Source organism: Siphonobacter aquaeclarae (assembly GCF_900103285.1).
Classification (GTDB): Bacteria; Bacteroidota; Bacteroidia; order Cytophagales; family Spirosomataceae; genus Siphonobacter; species Siphonobacter aquaeclarae.
This window is the reverse complement of sequence record NZ_FNGS01000004.1, coordinates 522,984-542,707: the sequence shown is the minus strand read 5'-3', so window position 1 is coordinate 542,707 and position 19,724 is coordinate 522,984. Positions and strand designations below refer to the sequence as shown.

16 protein-coding genes are annotated in these 19,724 nt (G+C 53.9%); 1 reads left to right on the top strand and 15 read right to left on the bottom strand.

Annotation, left to right across the window (positions count from 1 at the left end):
• Positions 1 to 34 precede the first annotated feature (34 nt).
• Positions 35 to 1,843 (top strand): tetratricopeptide repeat protein, encoded by a 1,809-nt coding sequence (locus tag BLR09_RS12580; protein ID WP_093202455.1) that lies wholly within the window; start codon positions 35 to 37, stop codon positions 1,841 to 1,843.
• A 476-nt stretch (positions 1,844 to 2,319) separates the two neighbouring features.
• Here BLR09_RS12580 and BLR09_RS12575 read toward each other — a convergent pair whose 3' ends face one another.
• From BLR09_RS12575 to nuoD, 15 genes are all read right to left on the bottom strand, one after another.
• Complete coding sequence (locus BLR09_RS12575) at positions 2,320 to 5,130, bottom strand: T9SS type A sorting domain-containing protein (RefSeq protein ID WP_093202452.1); 2,811 nt, start codon at positions 5,128 to 5,130, stop codon at positions 2,320 to 2,322.
• Between the two features lie 217 nt (positions 5,131 to 5,347).
• Positions 5,348 to 7,075 (bottom strand): hypothetical protein, encoded by a 1,728-nt coding sequence (locus BLR09_RS12570; protein WP_093202449.1) that lies wholly within the window; start codon positions 7,073 to 7,075, stop codon positions 5,348 to 5,350.
• Positions 7,076 to 7,096: 21 nt separating this feature from the next.
• Positions 7,097 to 8,104, bottom strand: coding sequence for a GTPase ObgE (gene obgE, locus BLR09_RS12565; protein WP_093202917.1), 1,008 nt, complete (start codon positions 8,102 to 8,104; stop codon positions 7,097 to 7,099).
• Positions 8,105 to 8,324: 220 nt separating this feature from the next.
• Positions 8,325 to 8,903 carry an adenylate kinase gene (locus tag BLR09_RS12560; RefSeq protein WP_093202447.1) on the bottom strand — a complete coding sequence of 193 codons (579 nt, stop codon included), beginning with the start codon at positions 8,901 to 8,903 and terminating at the stop codon, positions 8,325 to 8,327.
• Between the two features lie 105 nt (positions 8,904 to 9,008).
• A complete protein-coding gene (gene kdsB / locus BLR09_RS12555) occupies positions 9,009 to 9,761 on the bottom strand; it encodes a 3-deoxy-manno-octulosonate cytidylyltransferase (RefSeq protein ID WP_093202444.1) in 753 nt (250 codons plus the stop codon).
• A 101-nt stretch (positions 9,762 to 9,862) separates the two neighbouring features.
• Complete coding sequence (locus tag BLR09_RS12550) at positions 9,863 to 10,876, bottom strand: transaldolase family protein (protein WP_093202442.1); 1,014 nt, start codon at positions 10,874 to 10,876, stop codon at positions 9,863 to 9,865.
• Positions 10,877 to 10,968: 92 nt separating this feature from the next.
• Positions 10,969 to 11,490, bottom strand: coding sequence for a gamma carbonic anhydrase family protein (locus BLR09_RS12545; protein ID WP_093202439.1), 522 nt, complete (start codon positions 11,488 to 11,490; stop codon positions 10,969 to 10,971).
• Positions 11,491 to 11,493: 3 nt separating this feature from the next.
• Positions 11,494 to 12,831, bottom strand: coding sequence for an argininosuccinate lyase (gene argH / locus BLR09_RS12540; protein WP_093202437.1), 1,338 nt, complete (start codon positions 12,829 to 12,831; stop codon positions 11,494 to 11,496).
• Between the two features lie 129 nt (positions 12,832 to 12,960).
• Positions 12,961 to 13,476 (bottom strand): NADH-quinone oxidoreductase subunit J family protein, encoded by a 516-nt coding sequence (locus BLR09_RS12535; RefSeq protein WP_093202434.1) that lies wholly within the window; start codon positions 13,474 to 13,476, stop codon positions 12,961 to 12,963.
• A gap of 37 nt (positions 13,477 to 13,513) precedes the next feature.
• The gene (locus BLR09_RS12530; RefSeq protein WP_093202914.1) at positions 13,514 to 14,032 is read right to left on the bottom strand and encodes a NuoI/complex I 23 kDa subunit family protein; all 519 of its coding nucleotides are present in this window, start codon (positions 14,030 to 14,032) and stop codon (positions 13,514 to 13,516) included.
• Positions 14,033 to 14,123: 91 nt separating this feature from the next.
• Positions 14,124 to 15,272 carry an NADH-quinone oxidoreductase subunit NuoH gene (gene nuoH, locus BLR09_RS12525; protein WP_093202432.1) on the bottom strand — a complete coding sequence of 383 codons (1,149 nt, stop codon included), beginning with the start codon at positions 15,270 to 15,272 and terminating at the stop codon, positions 14,124 to 14,126.
• 37 nt (positions 15,273 to 15,309) lie between these two features.
• A complete protein-coding gene (locus tag BLR09_RS12520) occupies positions 15,310 to 16,410 on the bottom strand; it encodes an NADH-quinone oxidoreductase subunit G (RefSeq protein ID WP_093202429.1) in 1,101 nt (366 codons plus the stop codon).
• 28 nt (positions 16,411 to 16,438) lie between these two features.
• Complete coding sequence (nuoF, locus tag BLR09_RS12515) at positions 16,439 to 17,788, bottom strand: NADH-quinone oxidoreductase subunit NuoF (protein ID WP_093202427.1); 1,350 nt, start codon at positions 17,786 to 17,788, stop codon at positions 16,439 to 16,441.
• Between the two features lie 116 nt (positions 17,789 to 17,904).
• On the bottom strand, positions 17,905 to 18,402 hold the full coding sequence (locus BLR09_RS12510; RefSeq protein WP_093202424.1) for an NADH-quinone oxidoreductase subunit NuoE family protein: 498 nt from the start codon (positions 18,400 to 18,402) through the stop codon (positions 17,905 to 17,907).
• Positions 18,403 to 18,414: 12 nt separating this feature from the next.
• Positions 18,415 to 19,689 carry an NADH dehydrogenase (quinone) subunit D gene (gene nuoD / locus BLR09_RS12505; protein ID WP_394331404.1) on the bottom strand — a complete coding sequence of 425 codons (1,275 nt, stop codon included), beginning with the start codon at positions 19,687 to 19,689 and terminating at the stop codon, positions 18,415 to 18,417.
• Positions 19,690 to 19,724 lie beyond the last annotated feature (35 nt).

Below are 19,724 nucleotides of genomic sequence, written 5' to 3'. Positions count from 1 at the left end.
GTATCACCTTCCCAAAACCCAATTTTCTTCTACGATGAGAGTGAAATTCAAATCGCTGTTTCTGGTAGCCGGGATGCTTGCCTTGGGTGCATCAAATGCGTTTGCACAGTCACCCGAAACTGTTGCCGCTTTGAAATCGCTGGACGGCGACCGTCTGGGATCTGCACGTGAGGCGTTTGAGAAAGCAGCGTCTTCATCCGCTTCGGCTGAAAATCAATTCTATTTAGGGTATTATTACCTGCGGGTGGCTGGTATTGAGGAAGAAGGTAGCCCCAAAATCGCAGAGTATCTGGAGAAGGCGAAAGCTGCTTTTGACAAAGGAGTAGCGGCCAACCCCAAGTACGTGCTGAACAATGTCGGCCTGGCCGGCGTGTTGCTCGGACAAGGCAAACTTGCTGAAGCAACGGCTATCATCGACAAGGCTCTTGCCGAAACGAAGAGCAAGGATGAAGACGTACTCTGGAGAGCAGCAGAAGTATATACGCTGTTCTCTCAGAAAGGTCAGGCCAACGATCCCGGCAAAGCGATCACGCTGATCGATGCCATCGGAGCGCTGAAAAAGAAGAAAGAACGCCCTGAATACCAGATCGTAAAAGGCGACGCATACCTGCTGAAGAATGACGGTGGTCCCGCTATTTCAGCGTATGAAGAAGCCCTGCGTCTGCAACAGGATACGCAAATGGCCGCTGAGGCTTATACCCGTATGGGCCGTGTCTGGAAGCGTGGCAAGAATTATTCTGCTACCCAGACTTCGTTCAACGACGCTATCAAGGCAGATGAAAAGTTTGCTCCTGTATACTGGGAATTTGCTGAACTCTGGCTGCGTGCAGGTAACTACAAAAACGCTGCCGAAAACCTTGACAAGTACATCCAGTACTCAGAAGAGTCTCCGGACGTTATCCTGCGCTACGTGAAATTCGCGTTCCTGGCTCAGCAATACGAAAAGGTAGTAGATGCCCTCTCCAAAATCGAAGGAAAGGTCAATGACCCGGATCTTCCCCGTATCAAAGGCTGGTCGCTGACCGAGCTGGGCAAGTATCAACCGGCTGCCGAGAACCTCGAACTGCTCCTCCGTTCAAACCCGAAGAAGGTTTATCCGGATGACTACCGCTACCTCGGTATCGACTACCGTGAACTGAAGCAGGATTCACTGGCTATCCAGGCGTTTTCGAAAGCAGCTGCGCTGGGCGATACGGTTTTCAACAACTACGAAGAAATCGCTAAGATTCAGCAGGCTGGTAAGAAATACCTCGATGCTGCCAAGTCTTACGGTCAGTCTATCGCCTGGAAAGAAGAGCGTCCTGACAAGAAGCCGTCTTATTCCGACTTCTACCGCCAGGGTCTTGCCTACTACTTCCACCTGAGCACGACGAAGGACACAACGGTTATTCCGCAGGCTACTGCAGCATTCGGCCGTATGGGCTTTATGGCTGACAGCATCCTGAAATCCAATACGACGCTGACGGATGATCAGAAAGATGGTTTGAAGACGTTCGCTGTGATGGCTCCGCTGTGGCAAGGCCGTTCCAACCGTCTGCTCGCTGACCGGAGCGTAGCGCTGCCGTACTACGAACAGTATACGACGGTTGCCGACACGACGAAGAACAAGAAAGAACTGATTGAAGCCTACCAGTATGCGGCCTACTACCAGTTCCTCGTGACGAAAGACAACGATAAGGGTAAGGAGTTCATGAAGAAAATCATCGAACTGGATCCCGCTAACCCGGAAGCCAACCGTATCCTGAACCCGCCGGCACCTCCGGCCCCCGCTACCAAGCCTAAAGCTGGTGCGAAGCCTAAAGCAGCCGGTGCAAAAGCTGCCGCCGCTCCCGCGAAACACTAAGGATCGGCGAATACAAAAAAAGGTCTCTGAAAAGAGACCTTTTTTTGTTGCCTGGCATCGGAGGATAGCGGTAACACGTGTGGCAAACCGGCATTGATACCTGTGGTTTCCTTCGTCTTTCATATCCGGGAATAGTTGTGGTGAGGGAATTATGCAGTATTCACGCTGATGGTTTTCGCTATTGAGATCTGAGCGTCGAGAAAGGAACAATACGCTTCGCTCTTCGAGATGTTCCGTAGAACATCCCGAAGTACAGATATTAAAGATGTATTTCTTTTTTGACCTTGCCTGAAAGGCTTCGGTAGACAGGGTAGTTGTCTTTCATGTTGAAACAGATGCTGCGTGACTATCGGATTTAAATCCGACGCATCTATACTTCGAAATGTCCTGCGGAACATCTCGAAGAGCGACAAGATCACTACGAAACAGAAAAGGCTTCCACCAGGAAGCCTTTTCTGTACGATATACTATCGAACTCAGTAGGGTGCGACGGCGATGCGCCGTGTCCGTTCGTTATTCTTGTTTTTGATGCGGAGGATATACATCCCGGGAAGACGGCCCAGGTAGATGAACTTCCGCTCGTTGAATTCCGCTACTTTTCCCTGATAAAGCTGTACACCGGTAACTGTAAAAACGGTGATTTCAGCGTCGATCCAGTTTTCCTTTGTTTCAAGGGTAAAATTGCCGTCAGGACTCGGGTTGGGATACAGGCTGAAGCCGTCTTCCAGTTTCGGGTCATACGCGTATGTAAACGGCGCAGAAATGCCCGAATAGCAGGTAAACTTACCGACAGGAGCAACATCATATTCAATCGCCGCCTTAACCCGGTAAACGCCTTCCTTCAGCGGTTTGAGGTAAAGAGACTTGTAGGTAATAGTATCGCTGTCGATATACCAGCTATTGATTGATCCGGGAAGCTTGGAAGTTGCTTCGAGCGTATACGGACCTACCTGCGTAATGGCAGGTGTTTGCGGGTTCGGACGGGACGCGACGGTAACCTTATCCGAATAGTTTTTACAATTATTGGCGTCTGCCGCCTGCGCGTAATAGTCGCCGGAGATGGTTGCCGTCAGCAATGCATTGTTCGAAACCTCCGTATTCCCCAGAATCCAGGAAGCTTTTTGCGTTGTGACTGCCTGAAGGGTAACAGAACTGCCTTCACAAAACGCCAGCTTCCCTCTCACGACGTTAACGGTCGGCTTATTGGGGATTGGGTTCACCCGAACAAAAACGGGGTCTGAGACAGGCGAAATGCAATCAAATTTGCTGACCGTTTGCACTTGATACGAATTGGCCAGGTTGACGGAAATACTAATCGAGCTCTGGTTGTTGTACGACCACTTGTACGATCCGTCAGACGGACTCGACGTCAGCTCCACATTTTCATTGGCACAGATCGTAACGGTACGACTGCCGTCGATCGCCCGATTGGCCTGTATCGTCGGTTTAGACGGGATCGGATTAATCTGAATCTGAATACTGTCGGAAGATACGGAATAGCAACGGTTGGCATCGGCTACTTTCACTGAGTAATACCGTGAACTTTTGGGCTGAATGTCTTTTGTCGTCTCGCCGTTGTTCCAGAGGTAACCGGCGTTGGTTTCCACCGTGGATAATACCCGGGGAGTGCCCTCGCAGAAACTTGTCGCACCATCTGCTTTGACGGAAGGTTTGGCCGGCTGCGGACGTTGCGCAAGCATGATCGTTTCAGAGGAATACTCACAGCCCATAACGTCTTTGAATTTGAGGCTGTAGGTGCTGCCGGTTGTTCCGAGAATACTCGGCGTTACCGCTCCCGTATTCCAGGTATTATTTGTGTTGTAATTCGATTGAAGAAGGGGCGTCACGCCGGCACAGTAATAGGCGGCCCCTGAGGAAGGATCGCGGAGGGCAGCTCCGCCAATCACCGGGCGATCGGGTACTTTATACGGAAGTGAAAACTCCGTATTACCGACAGGCGTACGGGTCTTGGCGACGTAAACGCCCTGCCCGACGGTAACGGAGGCAGTGGATTGACCGCTGTTCCAGCCATAAATCTGTTTGTCGGCAACCGCGAGTGTCAACGCATTGTTGGCTGCACAGACAGCATTAACTGCAAACTGATTTCGGGCCGGAATAGGGCTTGAGGTAGCAAAAAACTGATTATTCATCGCTTCCGACCAGGCATTTCCGAGCAGGAGCAGCCCATCGGGACTGAAGTGGGCGTCGAAACCGGGCGGATCAGCGGTGTTCTTCCGGGGCGTTTCAATGAGATCGGTGTAAGGACCCTGATACACAGCGGGAAGAGTCGTCGTTACTGCCGTCTGTGCGTCGATAATTGGCTGCCAGGTTTGTCCGAAGGTATACGACGTTTTCGCGACTACCCATGTCACATTCTTGCCAAGATGCTCCCGGCTTTTGTTGATCACAATACTCAGATCGCTGAGATAATCGTCCCTGGTTGTATAGAGCGTATACCCGTCAGCCTCTCCCTGCTCCCATAAAACGGCCCGAACGCCTGTCAGTGATACGTAGTACTGGAGGGCAACCTTCAGGTTGCCATACGGCTGCCCGGCAGGAAACAATTCGTCGGGCTGGCCCATCCGGTAGCGGCTGCTGGTCCGAAGCCCCTGAGCCGATTCCCGCCAGTTTTTGATTGTCGTAGCAGCCAGCGCTCCGTTAAAAAAGAGAATCGGTACGTTGAGACGCTTTGCCAGGACATCTCCCAAAGCACCCCAGGCCCATCCGTTCATGCCATATGGAGCAATGTGACCGTTGGCAGTCATTTTGGAAAAGACGGGGTAGTTCGGATCACTGGAAAAACCGTTGTCGTAAAAGTCGTTGACGGCATTGACCCGATCGTCCTGCGGCTCATGAATCGACTGATTGGGATTCAGGACGCCCTGTGCGTTCGACTGCCCGGCCACGACAAAGACCTCTCCGACGCCTACACGGTCTACTTTATAGGATGTGACGACGTTGCCGCCGAAAATACCCCGCACTTCGAGCGTATACCAGCCCCCGCTGACGACAACTGCTCCTGAAAACGCGCCGTTTACAGGGTTCTCCTGAACCGTAAACCAATCAATACCGGTGCCCCAGCCCGAAACGACAGGTATAAACCGGGCTTCAACACGATCAAGAGGTTGGTAGTAATTACCTGCTATCTGCATCGTAGCCTTATTGGCATTGTCGCGCTGCAGAACGATGCGATTCGAAGGGAAAGTGACAACAACCTGGCCGAACAGCAGACTGCTCGTCAGAAAAAATGTACATAAAAAGGAAAAACAACGGGTAAAAGACCGCATAACGTCGTTTTTTTCGGTAGTTAGTCCCGGGCAGGGGAACCCGAAAAAGCGTTCCGGTTCAACAAGGGAAATGGTAGATTCTATTGAAAATACGTATAGAATGCCCGGAAAAGATGTAAAGATGAATGGAAACCGCTAGATAAAAACGGTTTCAAGCTATCATTTTACATTTTTAATGAGCATTTCGCTTGCTGCTCCGCCCCAGGCCCGGTTGGGATTAAGGCTTTTGTTGGGTGAAGCTTTTCACTTCCCCGTTTTCTTTGATAAGGCAGGTATGGGTCGGGAAGAGAGTACGCTCATTCCCGGAAATATGCAGAATCTGAAGGGTGTAAATTTCCTTTTCCCGCAGGTAAACTGTGGCTAGACCGGCCGTAAAGCCGGGCGCATAGTATTTTTTTCCGAAGGAAGACAACCACGGACGTAACGAATAACGGTTCTGCTGAGTCGGCAGAATATGCTGCTCCTGTCCGCTCCTGAGGACAATGTATGCGCCATCATTCCGCTTTCCTGTACGAAGATATTGTTGATTTTGAAACGAAACATAAGCAGGGGAGGACGCAACCGCTACCGGAATACTATTTCTTCCGGATTGATAAGGTCCGGCAAACGGATAGGGATCCGGCAAGCGGTAGACACCGTTTCGAATTGCTTCGTTGCAAATTGAGTCCAGCTGAGCGCGCAATGACATATAAATTGGCGAACTGGGTATGGCCCGGTTATGTTGCCACTCATACATGTCGGTATAACGCTCTTTGTAGTAAAAATCGAGCGGCGCGAGGTACTGAAAATAGCTGAAACAGCAAATGAGGAGACTCCATCCGGCATAAACCAGGTAATATCCCGGACGGGCGCGGTTTTTAAGCGGTATCAGCGCCAGAAGTGTGATCAGGATAATCCAGAGAAATCCAACGTGCTTGTACCGGCTGATCAGCACGGCATCCAGGCCTTCAATGGCGCGGCCCACTGCGAAAGCGGCCATCGTAATGGCGAGGTGAAAAATACCGCCCCAAACGGTCAGCCAGCTGACGGACATAACCGGACCCGACAGCGCCGCGCTCCCCAGCTGCCAGCCGCGAACGACAACCAATACCCACGTTGCCACGCCAAGCGCAAGGATTGGAACTATCCGGGCCGTACCGGACAGTATTCCGTTGAAATCAAACGCCAGTCCGCTGAAGGCGAAGAAGTTAGTCAGTACCAGGAGCGGATGCATGAGGTTATCCCCCAGCTTCGGGCGGTAAGCCGGTACTTCGAGGTGGTAGAAATACAGGAAGACGATCAGCCCGACTACCCCGGCCCAGATCGCCGCATCCCGCCAGCGCCGCTGGAACACAAGCAATGCCAGACCTGCCGGCAGGAAAAAGCTCCCGTTGACATCACAGAATACACCGAGTACCGCCGCGATAATGGCGAAGACAAGTGTTTTCGGACGGGCCAGAAAGTAGCTGGCCACCAACGGAAAAAAATATACTGCGATTTGCTGGACGGGAATCAGCCCCCAGAAAATCGCCTCATAGTAGTGAATGTTAAACAACAACAACGCAAAGCTCACCAGCAGGAGTGCCGGAAGCTGTTCATGCCGGATGACCCGGTAAAATACCCAGAGCATACCGGGTACGGAAAGCAGCCCGATAAACATCTGTACCTGAAAGCTGAAACGTCCGGTAACAATACATTGCCCGATCGCAACGAGCCGGTCCAGTACAATGCGGCGTTCGTCGTCCTGCGTCCAGACAATGTCAATAAAGCCGGAAAGTGATAACGGACCGGAACGGGAAAAGCGTGCGACGGGTTCGAGGATTCCATCGAAATCATCCCGGAAAGGCAGGTTTCCCGAATATTGAAAGAATACGCAGAAAAAGATGCCAATCGGTATCAGACACAGCACGAAGAGCCATTCCGACGTCACCCATTGGAAGGAACGCCAATTTTCAGCACGTTTCATGGTTTGAAGGTATTCCGGTAATCAGGTCGGTGAGTTGGATTTTTGCAGACCATCCCACACCATATCAATGAGCGGGGTCAGTCCTTCTTTCGTCAGCGACGAGAAAAACTGGCACGGAACACCGGCCGGAAGCTGTTTCCGGATGCGGGCGAGATCTTCTTCCGTGGCGATGTCAATTTTGGAAATGGCAAGCATACGCTCTTTGTCCACCAGTTCCGGGTTGTATTCCCGCAGTTCATTGAGCAGGACTTCGTATTCTTCCCCGACGTCTTCCGACGTAGCCGGAATAACGAACAGCAGAATGGAATTTCGCTCAATATGCCGCAGAAACCGCAGGCCGAGTCCTTTTCCTTCCGACGCGCCTTCAATGATCCCCGGAATATCGGCCATGATGAACGACTTGAAATCCCGGTAGGGTACCACACCCAGATTGGGTACGAGGGTGGTAAAGGGATAATCGGCGATTTCAGGCTTAGCAGCTGAAACGACTGACAACAGGGTGGATTTCCCGGCGTTGGGGAAGCCGACCAACCCGACGTCGGCCAGTACTTTCAGCTCCAGAATAAACCATTGCTCCTGGCCGGGTTCGCCGGGTTGAGCATGCTCGGGAGCCTGCTGTACAGAAGACTTGAAATGGCTGTTGCCAAGGCCGCCGCGACCACCTTCGAGGAGGATGACCTCCTGGCCGTCTTCGGTGATTTCAAAGAGAATTTCTTCGGTTTCTGCGTCTTTGGCGACGGTTCCGAGGGGTACATCCACGTAGACGTCTTCTCCGCGCGCGCCGCTGCGCCGTCCGCCCTCACCGGGGTTTCCGCCGGTAGCGATGACGTGCTTGCGGTACTTCAGGTGAAGAAGGGTCCAGTGCTGCGCGTTTCCGCGGAGGATGATGTGGCCGCCACGGCCGCCGTCTCCGCCATCAGGTCCACCCAGGGGAACGTGTTTTTCCCGCCGGAAATGCCGGGAGCCTGCTCCGCCTGCGCCTGATCGACCGCAGATCTTAACGTAATCTATGAAGTTGCTGGTCACAATCCGTATGCTTGAATCGGGAGGCCGCCATCCGGTCCGGAGGGGTATCCCGCGATGAAATATGCTGCAAAAATAAGAGAATGTTCCCCCGAAGCCTAAACCGATGCGTTTGAGGTAAGGGAAACTGATCCTCCGGGCTTGCCGGAAACATCCTGTTCCTTTCAAAAAAAGAAGCTATTCCGGAATATCCTTCCGGAATAGCTTCAGGTCAGAGGAGGAATGATCAGACGGAAGCCTTTTCGATGGCTTGCGTAATCTTCCCGAAAATTTCGTCAATGGCGCCGATTCCGTAGATCGACGAGTATTTCTGCTGCCCCTGGTAGTAGTTGGCTACCGGCAGGGTTTTTTCGTTGTATTCCTGCACCCGTTTGCGGATCAGGTCTTCGTTCTGATCGTCGGGGCGGCCGGAAGTCTTTCCGCGTTCGAGCAGGCGGCGGGTGAGTTCTTCTTCTTCCACCTCGAGGGCTACCATGCAGGTAATGGACGTTCCGTTTTGCTCCAGCAGGGCGTCGAGTGCTTGTGCCTGCTTGACCGTCCGGGGAAATCCGTCGAAGATAAAACCGGCAGCGTTGCGGTTTTCCTTCAGTTTGTTGTCAATCATCCCGATCACCACTTCGTCCGGAACCAGAATACCCTGATCCATGAGTGCCTTGGCTTTCAGACCTAATTCCGTTCCTGCTTTGATTTCTGAGCGGAGCAGGTCGCCGGTTGACAAATGAACGAGCTTGTATTGTTCAATCAGTTTTTCGCTCTGGGTTCCTTTCCCGGCGCCCGGAGGGCCGAAGAGTACCAAGTTCAGCATGTTTGACATTTCAGAATGAAACGAATGATTTCGGGGACGCAAAGTTACGATTCCGGACCCGAACGGAAAGCATTCCGCCCGAAAATCCTGTGGGGTACTATCCGGTTATTTCTGCAATAGTTTTAACACTTTTTCGACGTCCTCTTCGGTGTCGATGCAGTGACTATCGTATTGGGTTTCAACCACTTTGATGGAATACCCGGCTTCCAGCCAGCGAAGTTGTTCCAGTGACTCCGCTTTTTCGAGGGAAGACGGCGCCAGCCGCGTAATGGCTTCGAGGATATCCGTGCGGTAGGCATACATGCCGACGTGCCGGTAATACACGTGGTGCAGGTGCCATTCCTCCGGCGCCACATTCCGCAGATAGGGAATCGCCTGCCGGCTGAAGAGCAATACTTCCCGCGCGGCATTGAGGACTATTTTCGCTTCCCCCGGATCATGCAGGGCTTCGGCTGTATGGACCTGAATCATCTGCGTGGCGAGTTCCACCGTGCCGTCAAGCGCCGCCGCCAGCTCGTCAATCTGAGCCGGGTCGAGGAAAGGCTCGTCTCCCTGGATATTGACGACGTACTGCGCCGTTTCGCCGGGATGAGCTTCCTGCCAGCGGAGAAGTGCCTCCTGGCAGCGGTCGGTGCCGCTGGGGTGGTCTTCCCGCGTCATGACAGCCTTTCCGCCAAAAGCTTCGACGTGTTCGCGAATACGGATGTCGTCCGTCGCGACCACTACATCCGACAGCAGGGCAGAAGCTTTGGCAGCTTCGTACACCCGTTGAATCATGCTTTTTCCCTGAATATCGATCAGGGGTTTGCCCGGGAAGCGCGTCGACGCGTAGCGGGCAGGAATAATGCCGAGAATCATATCGGTACAAAAAGAAAAATGCCTCCGGAGCTGAACAAGCTTACCGGAGGCATTCAACTGGTATTAAAACCAGCAGGTTATCTTACTCCGGATGGCCGGAATCAGTCGTTTTTCAGGTCCTGGATATCCAGCATGCCGACAGGCTTGCCGTTTTCCGTTACCAGGATGGTGTCGACGCTGGTCTTCTTGAAGAGCGCGGCAGCGGCGTCGAGCAGCTGTTCGCCTTCAATCGATACCGGCGTACCGTAGGTGAACGATCCCATCGTTTGAGAGAGGATTTCACGTCCGCCTTCGGCGAGTTTCCGGCGGAGATCGCCGTCAGTGAAGACGCCTTTCAGGTTACCGGCGCCGTCAACAACCGTGACGCAGCCGAAGCCGAACTCGGTCATCTTGACGATCGCTTCCGTCAGGGTAACGTCTTCGGCTACCACCGGGTTGATGTCGTTGATCGCTTCCTTCACCTTCACGGTGATGAGGCGGGTATGCTCGATGAACTGGTTGGTTCCGATGGCCGTGAAGTTGTTTTCCGTCAGGGCTTTCATCAGTTTCCAGGGTACCGTAATGGTGTGGCAGCCCAGTTCAATAGCGTTGCGGACGTGTTCTGTATTCCGGACGGAAGAGAACATGACCTTGGAATCGTATCCGTAGGAATCAACGAGTTCCACCACGTCGCTGATCAGCGTCAGGGCGTCATACCCCTGATCCTGCATACGGCCGGCCAGTACGCAGATATAGGTTGCGCCGGCAGCAGCTGCCATATAGGCCTGCTGGATCGTATAAACGAGGTGAATGTTGACTTTCAGACCACGCGCTACCAGGGCACGGCAGGCTTTCACACCCTCAAGGGATACAGGGATTTTGAAGACGGTCCGTTGGGGATCGAGGCCCAGTGCCAGCTGGCGGTCAGCATCGGCAACGATGTCTTCAGCTGTTTCGCCAAGGGCTTCGATCTGAAGAACGGGGACTATTTTGGAAAGTTCCACGATGGTCGCGTCCAGATCGCGGACACCTTCGCGGTGCATAAATGTCGGAGTGGTGGTAAGTCCGGTCAGAAAACCGAGCTGAAAGGCTTCTTTGATTTCTTTCAGGTCGGCTGAATCAAGGTATAACTCCATGTGAGTGATGTAATGGTTTTCAGGCTAAATAAGGCAGCCAAGCGGGTGCAAAGTTGGTGATTTTAAACGAGAAATTACTGAGAAAAGTAAACTCACCAGTCGGTTTCCCGGAACCAGCCGGCATACATGACGTAGTTATTGGCCGTCCGATCGAATACTTCTGCGGCTCCTTCCGACACCGGTTTCAGGAACCGGGCGGGGTTTCCGGCATAAATACTACCCGGAGGAACGATGGTGTTCTGGGTCACAATCGCGCCGGCAGCGATGATGCTGCCGGTACCGATCACGGCGCCGTCCATGATGATGGCGCCCATGCCGACCAATACCCGGTCTTCGATGGTACAACCGTGCACAACCGCATTATGGGCGATACTGACATAGTCGCCGATGACGGTCTGCGTTTTCTGGTACGTGCAGTGGATCACCGCGCCGTCCTGAATATTGGTCCGGTTGCCGATTCGGATAGCGTTGACATCGCCGCGGATAACGGCGTTGAACCAGACTGTACAGTCGTCACCCATGACGACATCGCCGACCAGCGTGGCATTCGGAGCCAGCCAGCAATTGACGCCGAGCTGCGGGGCTGTTTCGTTGACAGGAAGAATAAGAGCCATAGATTATTGGCCGAGCAGGCGGTTAATGGCGGCATGTACCCGGTCGAACCCGAAGCCCGTAAGCTGCTGATCCATCAGTTCGGCAATCTGCGCCGTAGCCGGATTGCCGATGCTGCCCAGGTGCGTATGGTGCAACTCGCGGGAGGCGGTGTACGTACCCTCCCCAATTTCTTTCCCTACCTGTTTGTAAGCATCCCGAAAGGGTACTCCCTGAATCACCAGTTCATTCACCCGCTCAACGCTGAAGAGAAGATCGTACTTCGCATCCGCGAGGAGGTTGGTTTTGACCTGCAGGTGTTCGAGCATGTAGGCGGTGACGTCGAGGCAGTCGAGGATTTCCTCAATCGCCGGCATCAGGATTTCCTTCAGCAGCTGCATATCCCGGTGGTAGCCGGAAGGCAGGTTACTCAAGACCAGCGTTACTTCCATCGGAAGCGCTTTGAGGCGGTTGGTCTTGCCGCGAAGCAGCTCAGCCACATCCGGGTTTTTCTTATGCGGCATGATGCTGCTGCCGGTCGTCAAGGCATCGGGCAACGTCAGAAATGCGAAGTTCTGCGAGTTGTAAAGGCATACGTCCATCGCCAGGCGCGACAACGTCTGCGCGAGGTTGGCAATCGCCGTCAGCGCGCTCCACTCCGTTTTTCCGCGGCTCATCTGCGCATAGACGACGTTGTAATGCAAGCCCTCGAAACCGAGCAGGTCAGTCGTTTCCTGCCGGTCGAGCGGAAAAGAAGAACCGTACCCGGCGCCGCTGCCCAGCGGGTTCCGGTTGGCAAAATGATAGGCCGTTTTCAGCAGCGCGACATCGTCGACCAGTGATTCGGCATATGCGCCAAACCAAAGTCCGAATGACGACGGCATGGCAATCTGAAGGTGAGTATAGCCTGGCAGGAGGTCATTTTTATGTTCTTCGGACCGTTTCTGAAGAACATCGAAAACCCGTTTGGTCTGCACCACGATTTCTTCCAGCCGGCTCCGGGTGAAAAGCTTGAGGTCTACCAGTACCTGATCGTTCCGGCTGCGGCCTGAGTGGATTTTCTTGCCCGTGTCGCCGAGCCGGCGGGTGAGGAGCAGCTCCACCTGGGAATGGACGTCTTCCACGCCGTCTTCAATCTCAAATTCACCCGCTTCGATGCGCTGGTAAATCACCTTGAGTTCCCGCTCCAGATCGGCGAGTTCAGCGGTTTCGAGCAGGCCGACCGACGCCAGCATGCGGGCGTGGGCGAGGTTGCCCAGTACATCAAACGGAGCGAGGTAGAGGTCCATCTCGCGGTCCCGTCCGACCGTAAATTTTTCTATTTTCTCGGACGTCGAGACACCTTCTTTTTGCCAGAGTTTCATTCGATGGAATAGCGTAGCCCGAAGGGCCTTTTGATCATTCAGTTACAAAAAACCGAAAATCCTGTGAGGTATGAAAGAAAAAACCCCGCCGGCAGGCCGGCAGGGTCGTTATAATATACAAAAGGCACATCAGAAGTGACGTTCGCCTTTCTCGCGTTTTCCGAGCATAACCGCTCCGACCATGGCCACGAAGAACAGCACCGTTACCAGCTCGAAGGGGAGTAGGTAGTCCCGGAAGAGTACTTCACCCAGCGTTTCAACGAAGCCCGTGCGGACGTCATACCGCATCGGCATCGGGTATTGTACCTTTTTGAGGGCGGCGATGATCGCTACAAGCGTCACCCCGCCGACAACCGCCGCACCGAGTTTGGCGAAATTGGATTTGGTTTCCTCCGTATACTCCCTGAGGTTCAGGAACATAATCACGAAAAGGAAGAGTACCATGATAGCCCCCGCATACACAATGATGTTGACTACCGCCAGAAACTGGGCGTTCAGCAGAACATAGTGCGCCGAGAGGCAGAAGAACGTTACGACGAGCGACAGAACGCTGTGAATAGGGTTTTTCGCCAGAACGACCAGCAGAGCCGCCAGGATAGTCACAGCGGTCAGCAGATACCAGACGTAAAGAATTTGATTTTGCATAGCCAACGAGTGAGGCGGGAAAACCCGCCTTTTGAACTTATTTCCAGCCTTCCCGGAGATACCGGTGGTTCATGTCTTCCACGAGCTTGTCTTTTCCGTAGATAACTTCGTCCCGGTTCATGAAGACGGGAACGAACTCGTCGTGACGGAGGTAGATCGCCTGTTTCGGGCAGGCCTCTTCGCAGAAACCGCAGAAGATGCACCGGAGCATGTTGATCTCGTATACCGCGGCGTACTTTTCCTCGCGGTACTTGTGCTCTTCGCCTTCTTTCCGTTCGGCTGCGACCATCGAAATAGCTTCCGCCGGGCAGGCTACAGCGCAGAGACCGCAGGCGGTGCAGCGTTCGCGGCCTTCCTCATCCTTTTTCAGAATGTGGTGCCCGCGGAAAACCGGCCCGAGGTACCGTTTCTGCTCCGGGTAATTGATCGTAGGCTTCTTCTTGAAAAAGTGCTTCAGCGTGATGGCCATACCCCCCGCAATCGCAGGAAGATACATGCGCTCCGCCAGCGTCATCTCACTTTTGTCAATTTTTTTGGCCCTGTTGGTCAGTTGCATGGTGAATACTGTTTTCCGTTTGCGGTTTGCGGTTTTCTGTTTCTCACCCGGAGGCAACTGAAAACAGAAAACTGAAAACCGGAAACACGATTTATCTTGACGGTGCCGCCTCCAGAATACCTCTGGCCGACTTCGGTTTCATGGCCGACTGAGCCACAGCGATGATCACAATGGCAATCATGGCTACCCAGCTGAACCAACGGATGTCCAGGAGAATGCCGATACCCGTCGTGATCACGTTCAGGATTGCCAGCGGAATCAGGTTTTTCCAACCCAGGTTCATCAGCTGATCGTAGCGGAAACGCGGCAGCGTCCAGCGTACCCACATGAAGAAGAACACAAAGAACAGCGCCTTGGCAAAGAACACGCCGAAGCCGATGGCTGTAGCGATGTTATGACCTGTAGCGTCGCTTCCCAGTGCCTCGGCAACCTTGTCCATGAACGGATAGTTGAATCCGCCGAAGTACAACGCCGAAATCACGCAGGAAGACACAAACATGTTGATGTACTCCGCGAAGAGGTAAAAGCCCAGCTTCATGGAAGAATACTCGGTGTGGTACCCGCCAACGAGCTCGGCTTCGCACTCGGGAAGGTCGAACGGCGTACGGTTACACTCCGCAAAGGCACAAACCAGGAAAATAATAAATCCGAGCGGCTGGTAGAACAGGTTCCAGGCAGCGCCGTGCTGGCTCAGCACGATGTCACGGACGGAAAGACTGCCCGTCAGCATAATAATCGCGATCAGTGACAGACCCATCGCGAGCTCATAGCTGATATTCTGGGACGCGGCGCGAATCGCACCGAGGAGGGAGAATTTGTTATTGGACGCCCATCCACCGACCATTACCCCGTAAACACCCAGCGAAACAACGCCGAATACCCAGAGAATACCGATGTTGACTTCGATGCCCTGCACCTGAATTTCGTGCTCCCCGATTTTGATCGTATCGCCGAAAGGCACAACCGACGAAGACATAAGCGCCGTCAGCATCGCCAGACACGGGCCGGCGATAAACAGCCACTTGTTGGCCTGAAGGGGAATGAAATCTTCCTTGAAAAACATTTTCCCGGCATCGGCGAGCGGTTGCAGCAACCCACCCCAGCCGGCCCGGTTCGGACCCGGACGGTCCTGCATGTAGCCGGCAACCTTCCGTTCGGCCCAGGTTGAATACATGGCCACGACCAGCGACAGGCCAAAGATGACCAGGACGATGATGGCTTTGATCCAGAATACTTCCATGTGAATTGATCGTTATCGTCTATGTTTCCGTCGGAAACTACTTGTCGTCAGCCCAGTTTTGGATGGAACGGATACCCGCTACAGCCGATTCTCCCGCAGGAGCAACCAACTGCTTGAAGCGCTCTTCCGGAAGCTGTTGAATAGACAGCTGCTCCAGGTTCCGGCCTTCCTTGACGTCCTTGTATTGAGACGCTGCCAGACGGCGCGCAAATTCCGGAACGATTTTGTTCGCGCCGTATTTGTTGGCCGAGATAACCGAGTGGCGGGCCACTTTCGTCGGGCCTTCAATCACCCAATCAGAAGTCTTCTTACGTTCAAAACGGCATTTGTTGCAGATAAAGGCCGTTACTTCACCCCACTGGTTCTTGCGGGCCGTTACGCGGATCACTTCATCGCCGCGGTACCACAGCGTTACATCTCCCTTACACTTGTCGCAATCACAGTGCGCATCTACCGGCTTGGTAAACCATACCCGGTTTTTGAAGCGGTAGGTTTTATCGGTCAGGGCGCCTACCGGGCATACATCGATGACGTTTCCGGAGAAATCGTTGTCGATCGCCTTTTCCAGGTACGTCGAAATTTCCGCGTGATCGCCCCGGTTGAGGACACCGTGTACCCGTCCGTCCGTGATCTGATCCGCCGTAAACACGCAGCGGTAGCACAGGATGCAACGGGTCATGTGCAGCTGGATATTCGGACCGAGATCGGTCTTCTCGAACGTCCGGCGCTCTTCTTCGTAACGGGTTTGCTGCATGCCATGCTCAAATGCGAAATCCTGGAGGTGGCATTCGCCGGCCTGGTCGCAGATGGGGCAGTCGAGCGGGTGGTTGATGAGGAGAAACTCCACGATGCCCTTGCGGGTGTCGAGTACCTGCTGGTTAATCGTGTTTTCCACCACCATTCCATCCTGTACCTGCGTGATGCAGGAAGGGACCAGCTTCGGCATCGGGCGGGGATCTTTCTCCGAACCGGCGGTTACCTTGACGAGACAGGCCCGGCACTTTCCGCCGGAAGCCTTGAGCGGCTCGTAGTAACACATGGCAGGAGGAGCGATCTCCGGACCGATTTTCCGGGCGGCCTGCAGGATGGTGGTGCCGGGTTCGACCTCCACCGTAATGTTATCTATCGTGACTTTCATGGGAAAGTATCGGTTAAAACAGGCTGACCTAGGCCAGTTCCATATGACCGCGGTACACGGCACCCGGACGGGTGGCTTCCTGCGGGAATTTAATATGCCATTCGAATTCGTCGCGGAAGTGACGGATCGCCGAAGCGACCGGCCAGGCTGCTGCGTCTCCCAGCGGACAAATGGTATTTCCTTCGATTTTCTTCGAAACGTCGACGAGCAGGTCGATGTCGTGCATCGAACCATGACCGTGCTCGATCCGGTGGAGAACCTTCTCCATCCAGCCCGTACCTTCCCGGCAGGGAGAGCACTGACCGCAGGATTCATGATGATAGAACCGGGAGAAGTTCCAGGTATTCCGTACGATACACGAGGTTTCGTCCATCGCGATGAACCCGCCCGAACCCAGCATGGTACCGGTGGCAAAACCGCCGTCGGCCAGGGATTCGTACGTCATAAGCCGGTCTTCGCCGTTGGCCGTTTTCAGCAACAGGGCGGCCGGCAGAATGGGAACGGACGACCCGCCGGCAACAACCGCCTTGAGGTGATGGCCGTCGCGGATACCGCCGCACCATTCGTCCGAATAAATAAATTCATTGACCGTAATACCCAGCGGAATTTCATATACACCGGGCTTTTTCAGGTGTCCGGAGGCGGAGATGAGCTTGGTGCCCGTCGACCGGCCGATACCTACCGCCGCATATGCTTCGCCGCCGTTATTGACAATCCACGGCGTTGTGGAAATCGACTCTACGTTGTTCACTACCGTCGGGCACTGATACAGGCCCTTGACAGCCGGGAACGGAGGTTTATTCCGCGGATTACCGCGCTTGCCTTCGAGCGATTCGAGCAGGGCGGTTTCTTCTCCGCAGATATAGGCGCCGCCGCCGGGCTGTACATACAGCTCCAGGTCATAGCCGGATCCGAGGATATTTTTTCCGAGAAAACCGGCTGCTTTCGCTTCGGCAATCGCTTTTTCGAGGATTTTGACGACGTACATCAATTCTCCCCGAACATAAATATAGCTGGTATTCGCACCCAGGGCGAAACTGGAAACAATCATTCCCTCAATCAGAAGGTGGGGAATGGTCTTCATCAGCCAGTGATCCTTGAAGGTACCGGGCTCCGACTCGTCGCCGTTGCAGACCAGGTAGCGGGGTACTCCCTCGGGCTTGGCCAGGAACGACCATTTCATCCCCATGGGGAAACCAGCACCGCCGCGCCCGCGCACGCCCGACTTCTTCACTTCTTCCACGACGGCGTCGGGTGTCATGGTCTTCACAGCCTTTTCAACAGCCGTGTACCCACCGTGCTTGCGGTATACTTCAAACGTCTCAATGCCGGGGATATCGGCGTTGGCTGTCAGGATTTTAAGTCGCTCACTTGACATATCAACTGGCTTGTGAGACAGTTTTCGGTTTTCGGTTTTTTGTTTTCAGTTTGGGGAGGGAATATGCTCTCCTCATTCGAAACTGAAAACGGAAAACAGAAAACTGAAAACCGAATCTATTTTTTCAACTCATCAATAATCTCATCCACCTTCTCAATCGTAAGATGGGTGTAGTATTTTTCCCGGATCTGGAAGCACGGGCCCCAGCCGCAGGCGGCCAGGCATTCTACCGGCTTGATCGTGAACAGGTTATCGGGAGACGTCTCGCCGTCGTCCGCACCGATTTTCTTCTTCAGGTGCGCGTATACCTCTTCGCCGCCCATGATCATACACGGACCGGTCCGGCAGTATTCAATGACATGCTTGCCAACCGGCTCGAGGTGGTACATCGTGTAAAACGTCGCCACTTCGTATACTTCAATCGGCTTGATGCCCAGAAAATCGGCGATGTAGTCCATCGCTTCCGGTGAAGTCCAGCCTTCCTGCTCCTGAATCAGGTGCAGTAGGGGCAGCAGGGCCGATTTTTGTTTTCCTTCCGGGTAATGGGTCAGGATTTCCCTGGCCCGCTCAAGACGCTCGGGCGTAAACTGGATACGGGGTTTCTCTGTAATCATAAAAGATCCGTCTTATGCGTCCAACTCTCCGGCAATCACGTTCATACTACTCAGGATGATGATCGCGTCGGAAAGCGTCACGCCCTTGCACATTTCGGGATACGCCTGGTAAAAAATATAGCAGGGTCTTCTCATTTTCAGCCGGTACGGGCTGCGGCCGCCGTCGGAAATCAGGTGGAAGCCGAGCTCGCCGTTTCCGCCTTCTACCGAGTGGTATACCTCGCCGACCGGAATCGGAATTTCGCCCATCACAATCTTGAAGTGATAGATGAGAGCTTCCATGTTCCGGTATACTTCCTGCTTGGGCGGGAGGTAGAATTCCGGCGCATCGGCGTGGAAGGGACCTTCCGGCAGGTTTTCGAGTGCCTGCTGAACAATCTTGAAGCTCTCCCAGATTTCTCCGTTGCGGACCATGTACCGGTCGTACGTATCGCCGGTGTAGCCCACGGGAATATCAAAATCAAAGTCTTCGTAGGAAGAATACGGGCTCATGACCCGCATGTCGTAGTCAATACCGGCAGCCCGGAGGTTCGGGCCGGTGAAACCGTATTGCAGGGCCATTTCCTGGGAAACGGGGCCGACGCCCACCGTCCGGTCGATGAATATCCGGTTCCGGTTGAGCATCTTTTCAAATTCCTGCATCACGGCCGGGAAGGTGCGGATAAACTCCCGGGTCTTGCGGATGGCCTCGTTGGAGAGGTCCCGCTCCATGCCTCCGAAGCGACCCATGTTGGTCGTCAGACGGGCGCCGCACATTTCCTCGTAAATTTCGTAGATCTCTTCCCGCTTCTGCATGACATAGAGGAAGCCGGTAAAAGCGCCGGAGTCTACGCCAAGGATGGAGTTACAGATCAGGTGATCAGCAATACGCGCGAGCTCCATCATGATGACCCGGATGTACTGGGCACGCTTCGGTACTTCAATACCGAGGAGCTTCTCCACCGTCATGTGCCAGCCCATGTTGTTAATGGGGCTGGAACAGTAGTTCATCCGGTCCGTCAGCGTCGTGATCTGGTAGAGCGGACGGCGTTCGGCGATTTTTTCAAACGCCCGGTGAATGTACCCGATCGTGGGTGTTCCCGACACGATTTTCTCCCCGTCCATCTGAAGGATGTTCTGAAAGATACCGTGCGTAGCCGGGTGGGTAGGGCCGAGGTTCAGGGTGGTGAGTTCCCGCCCGTCTTCCGACACCGTAGGTACCCCGTTTTTCAGGGCCAGGTTTCCAACCTGCGGACCCATCACGTTCCCGGGTTCCCGAGGGGTTATGTTGCTTACTTCTTCGCTCATTATAGTCTGTAATGAATGAGAGAACAGGGTCTGTT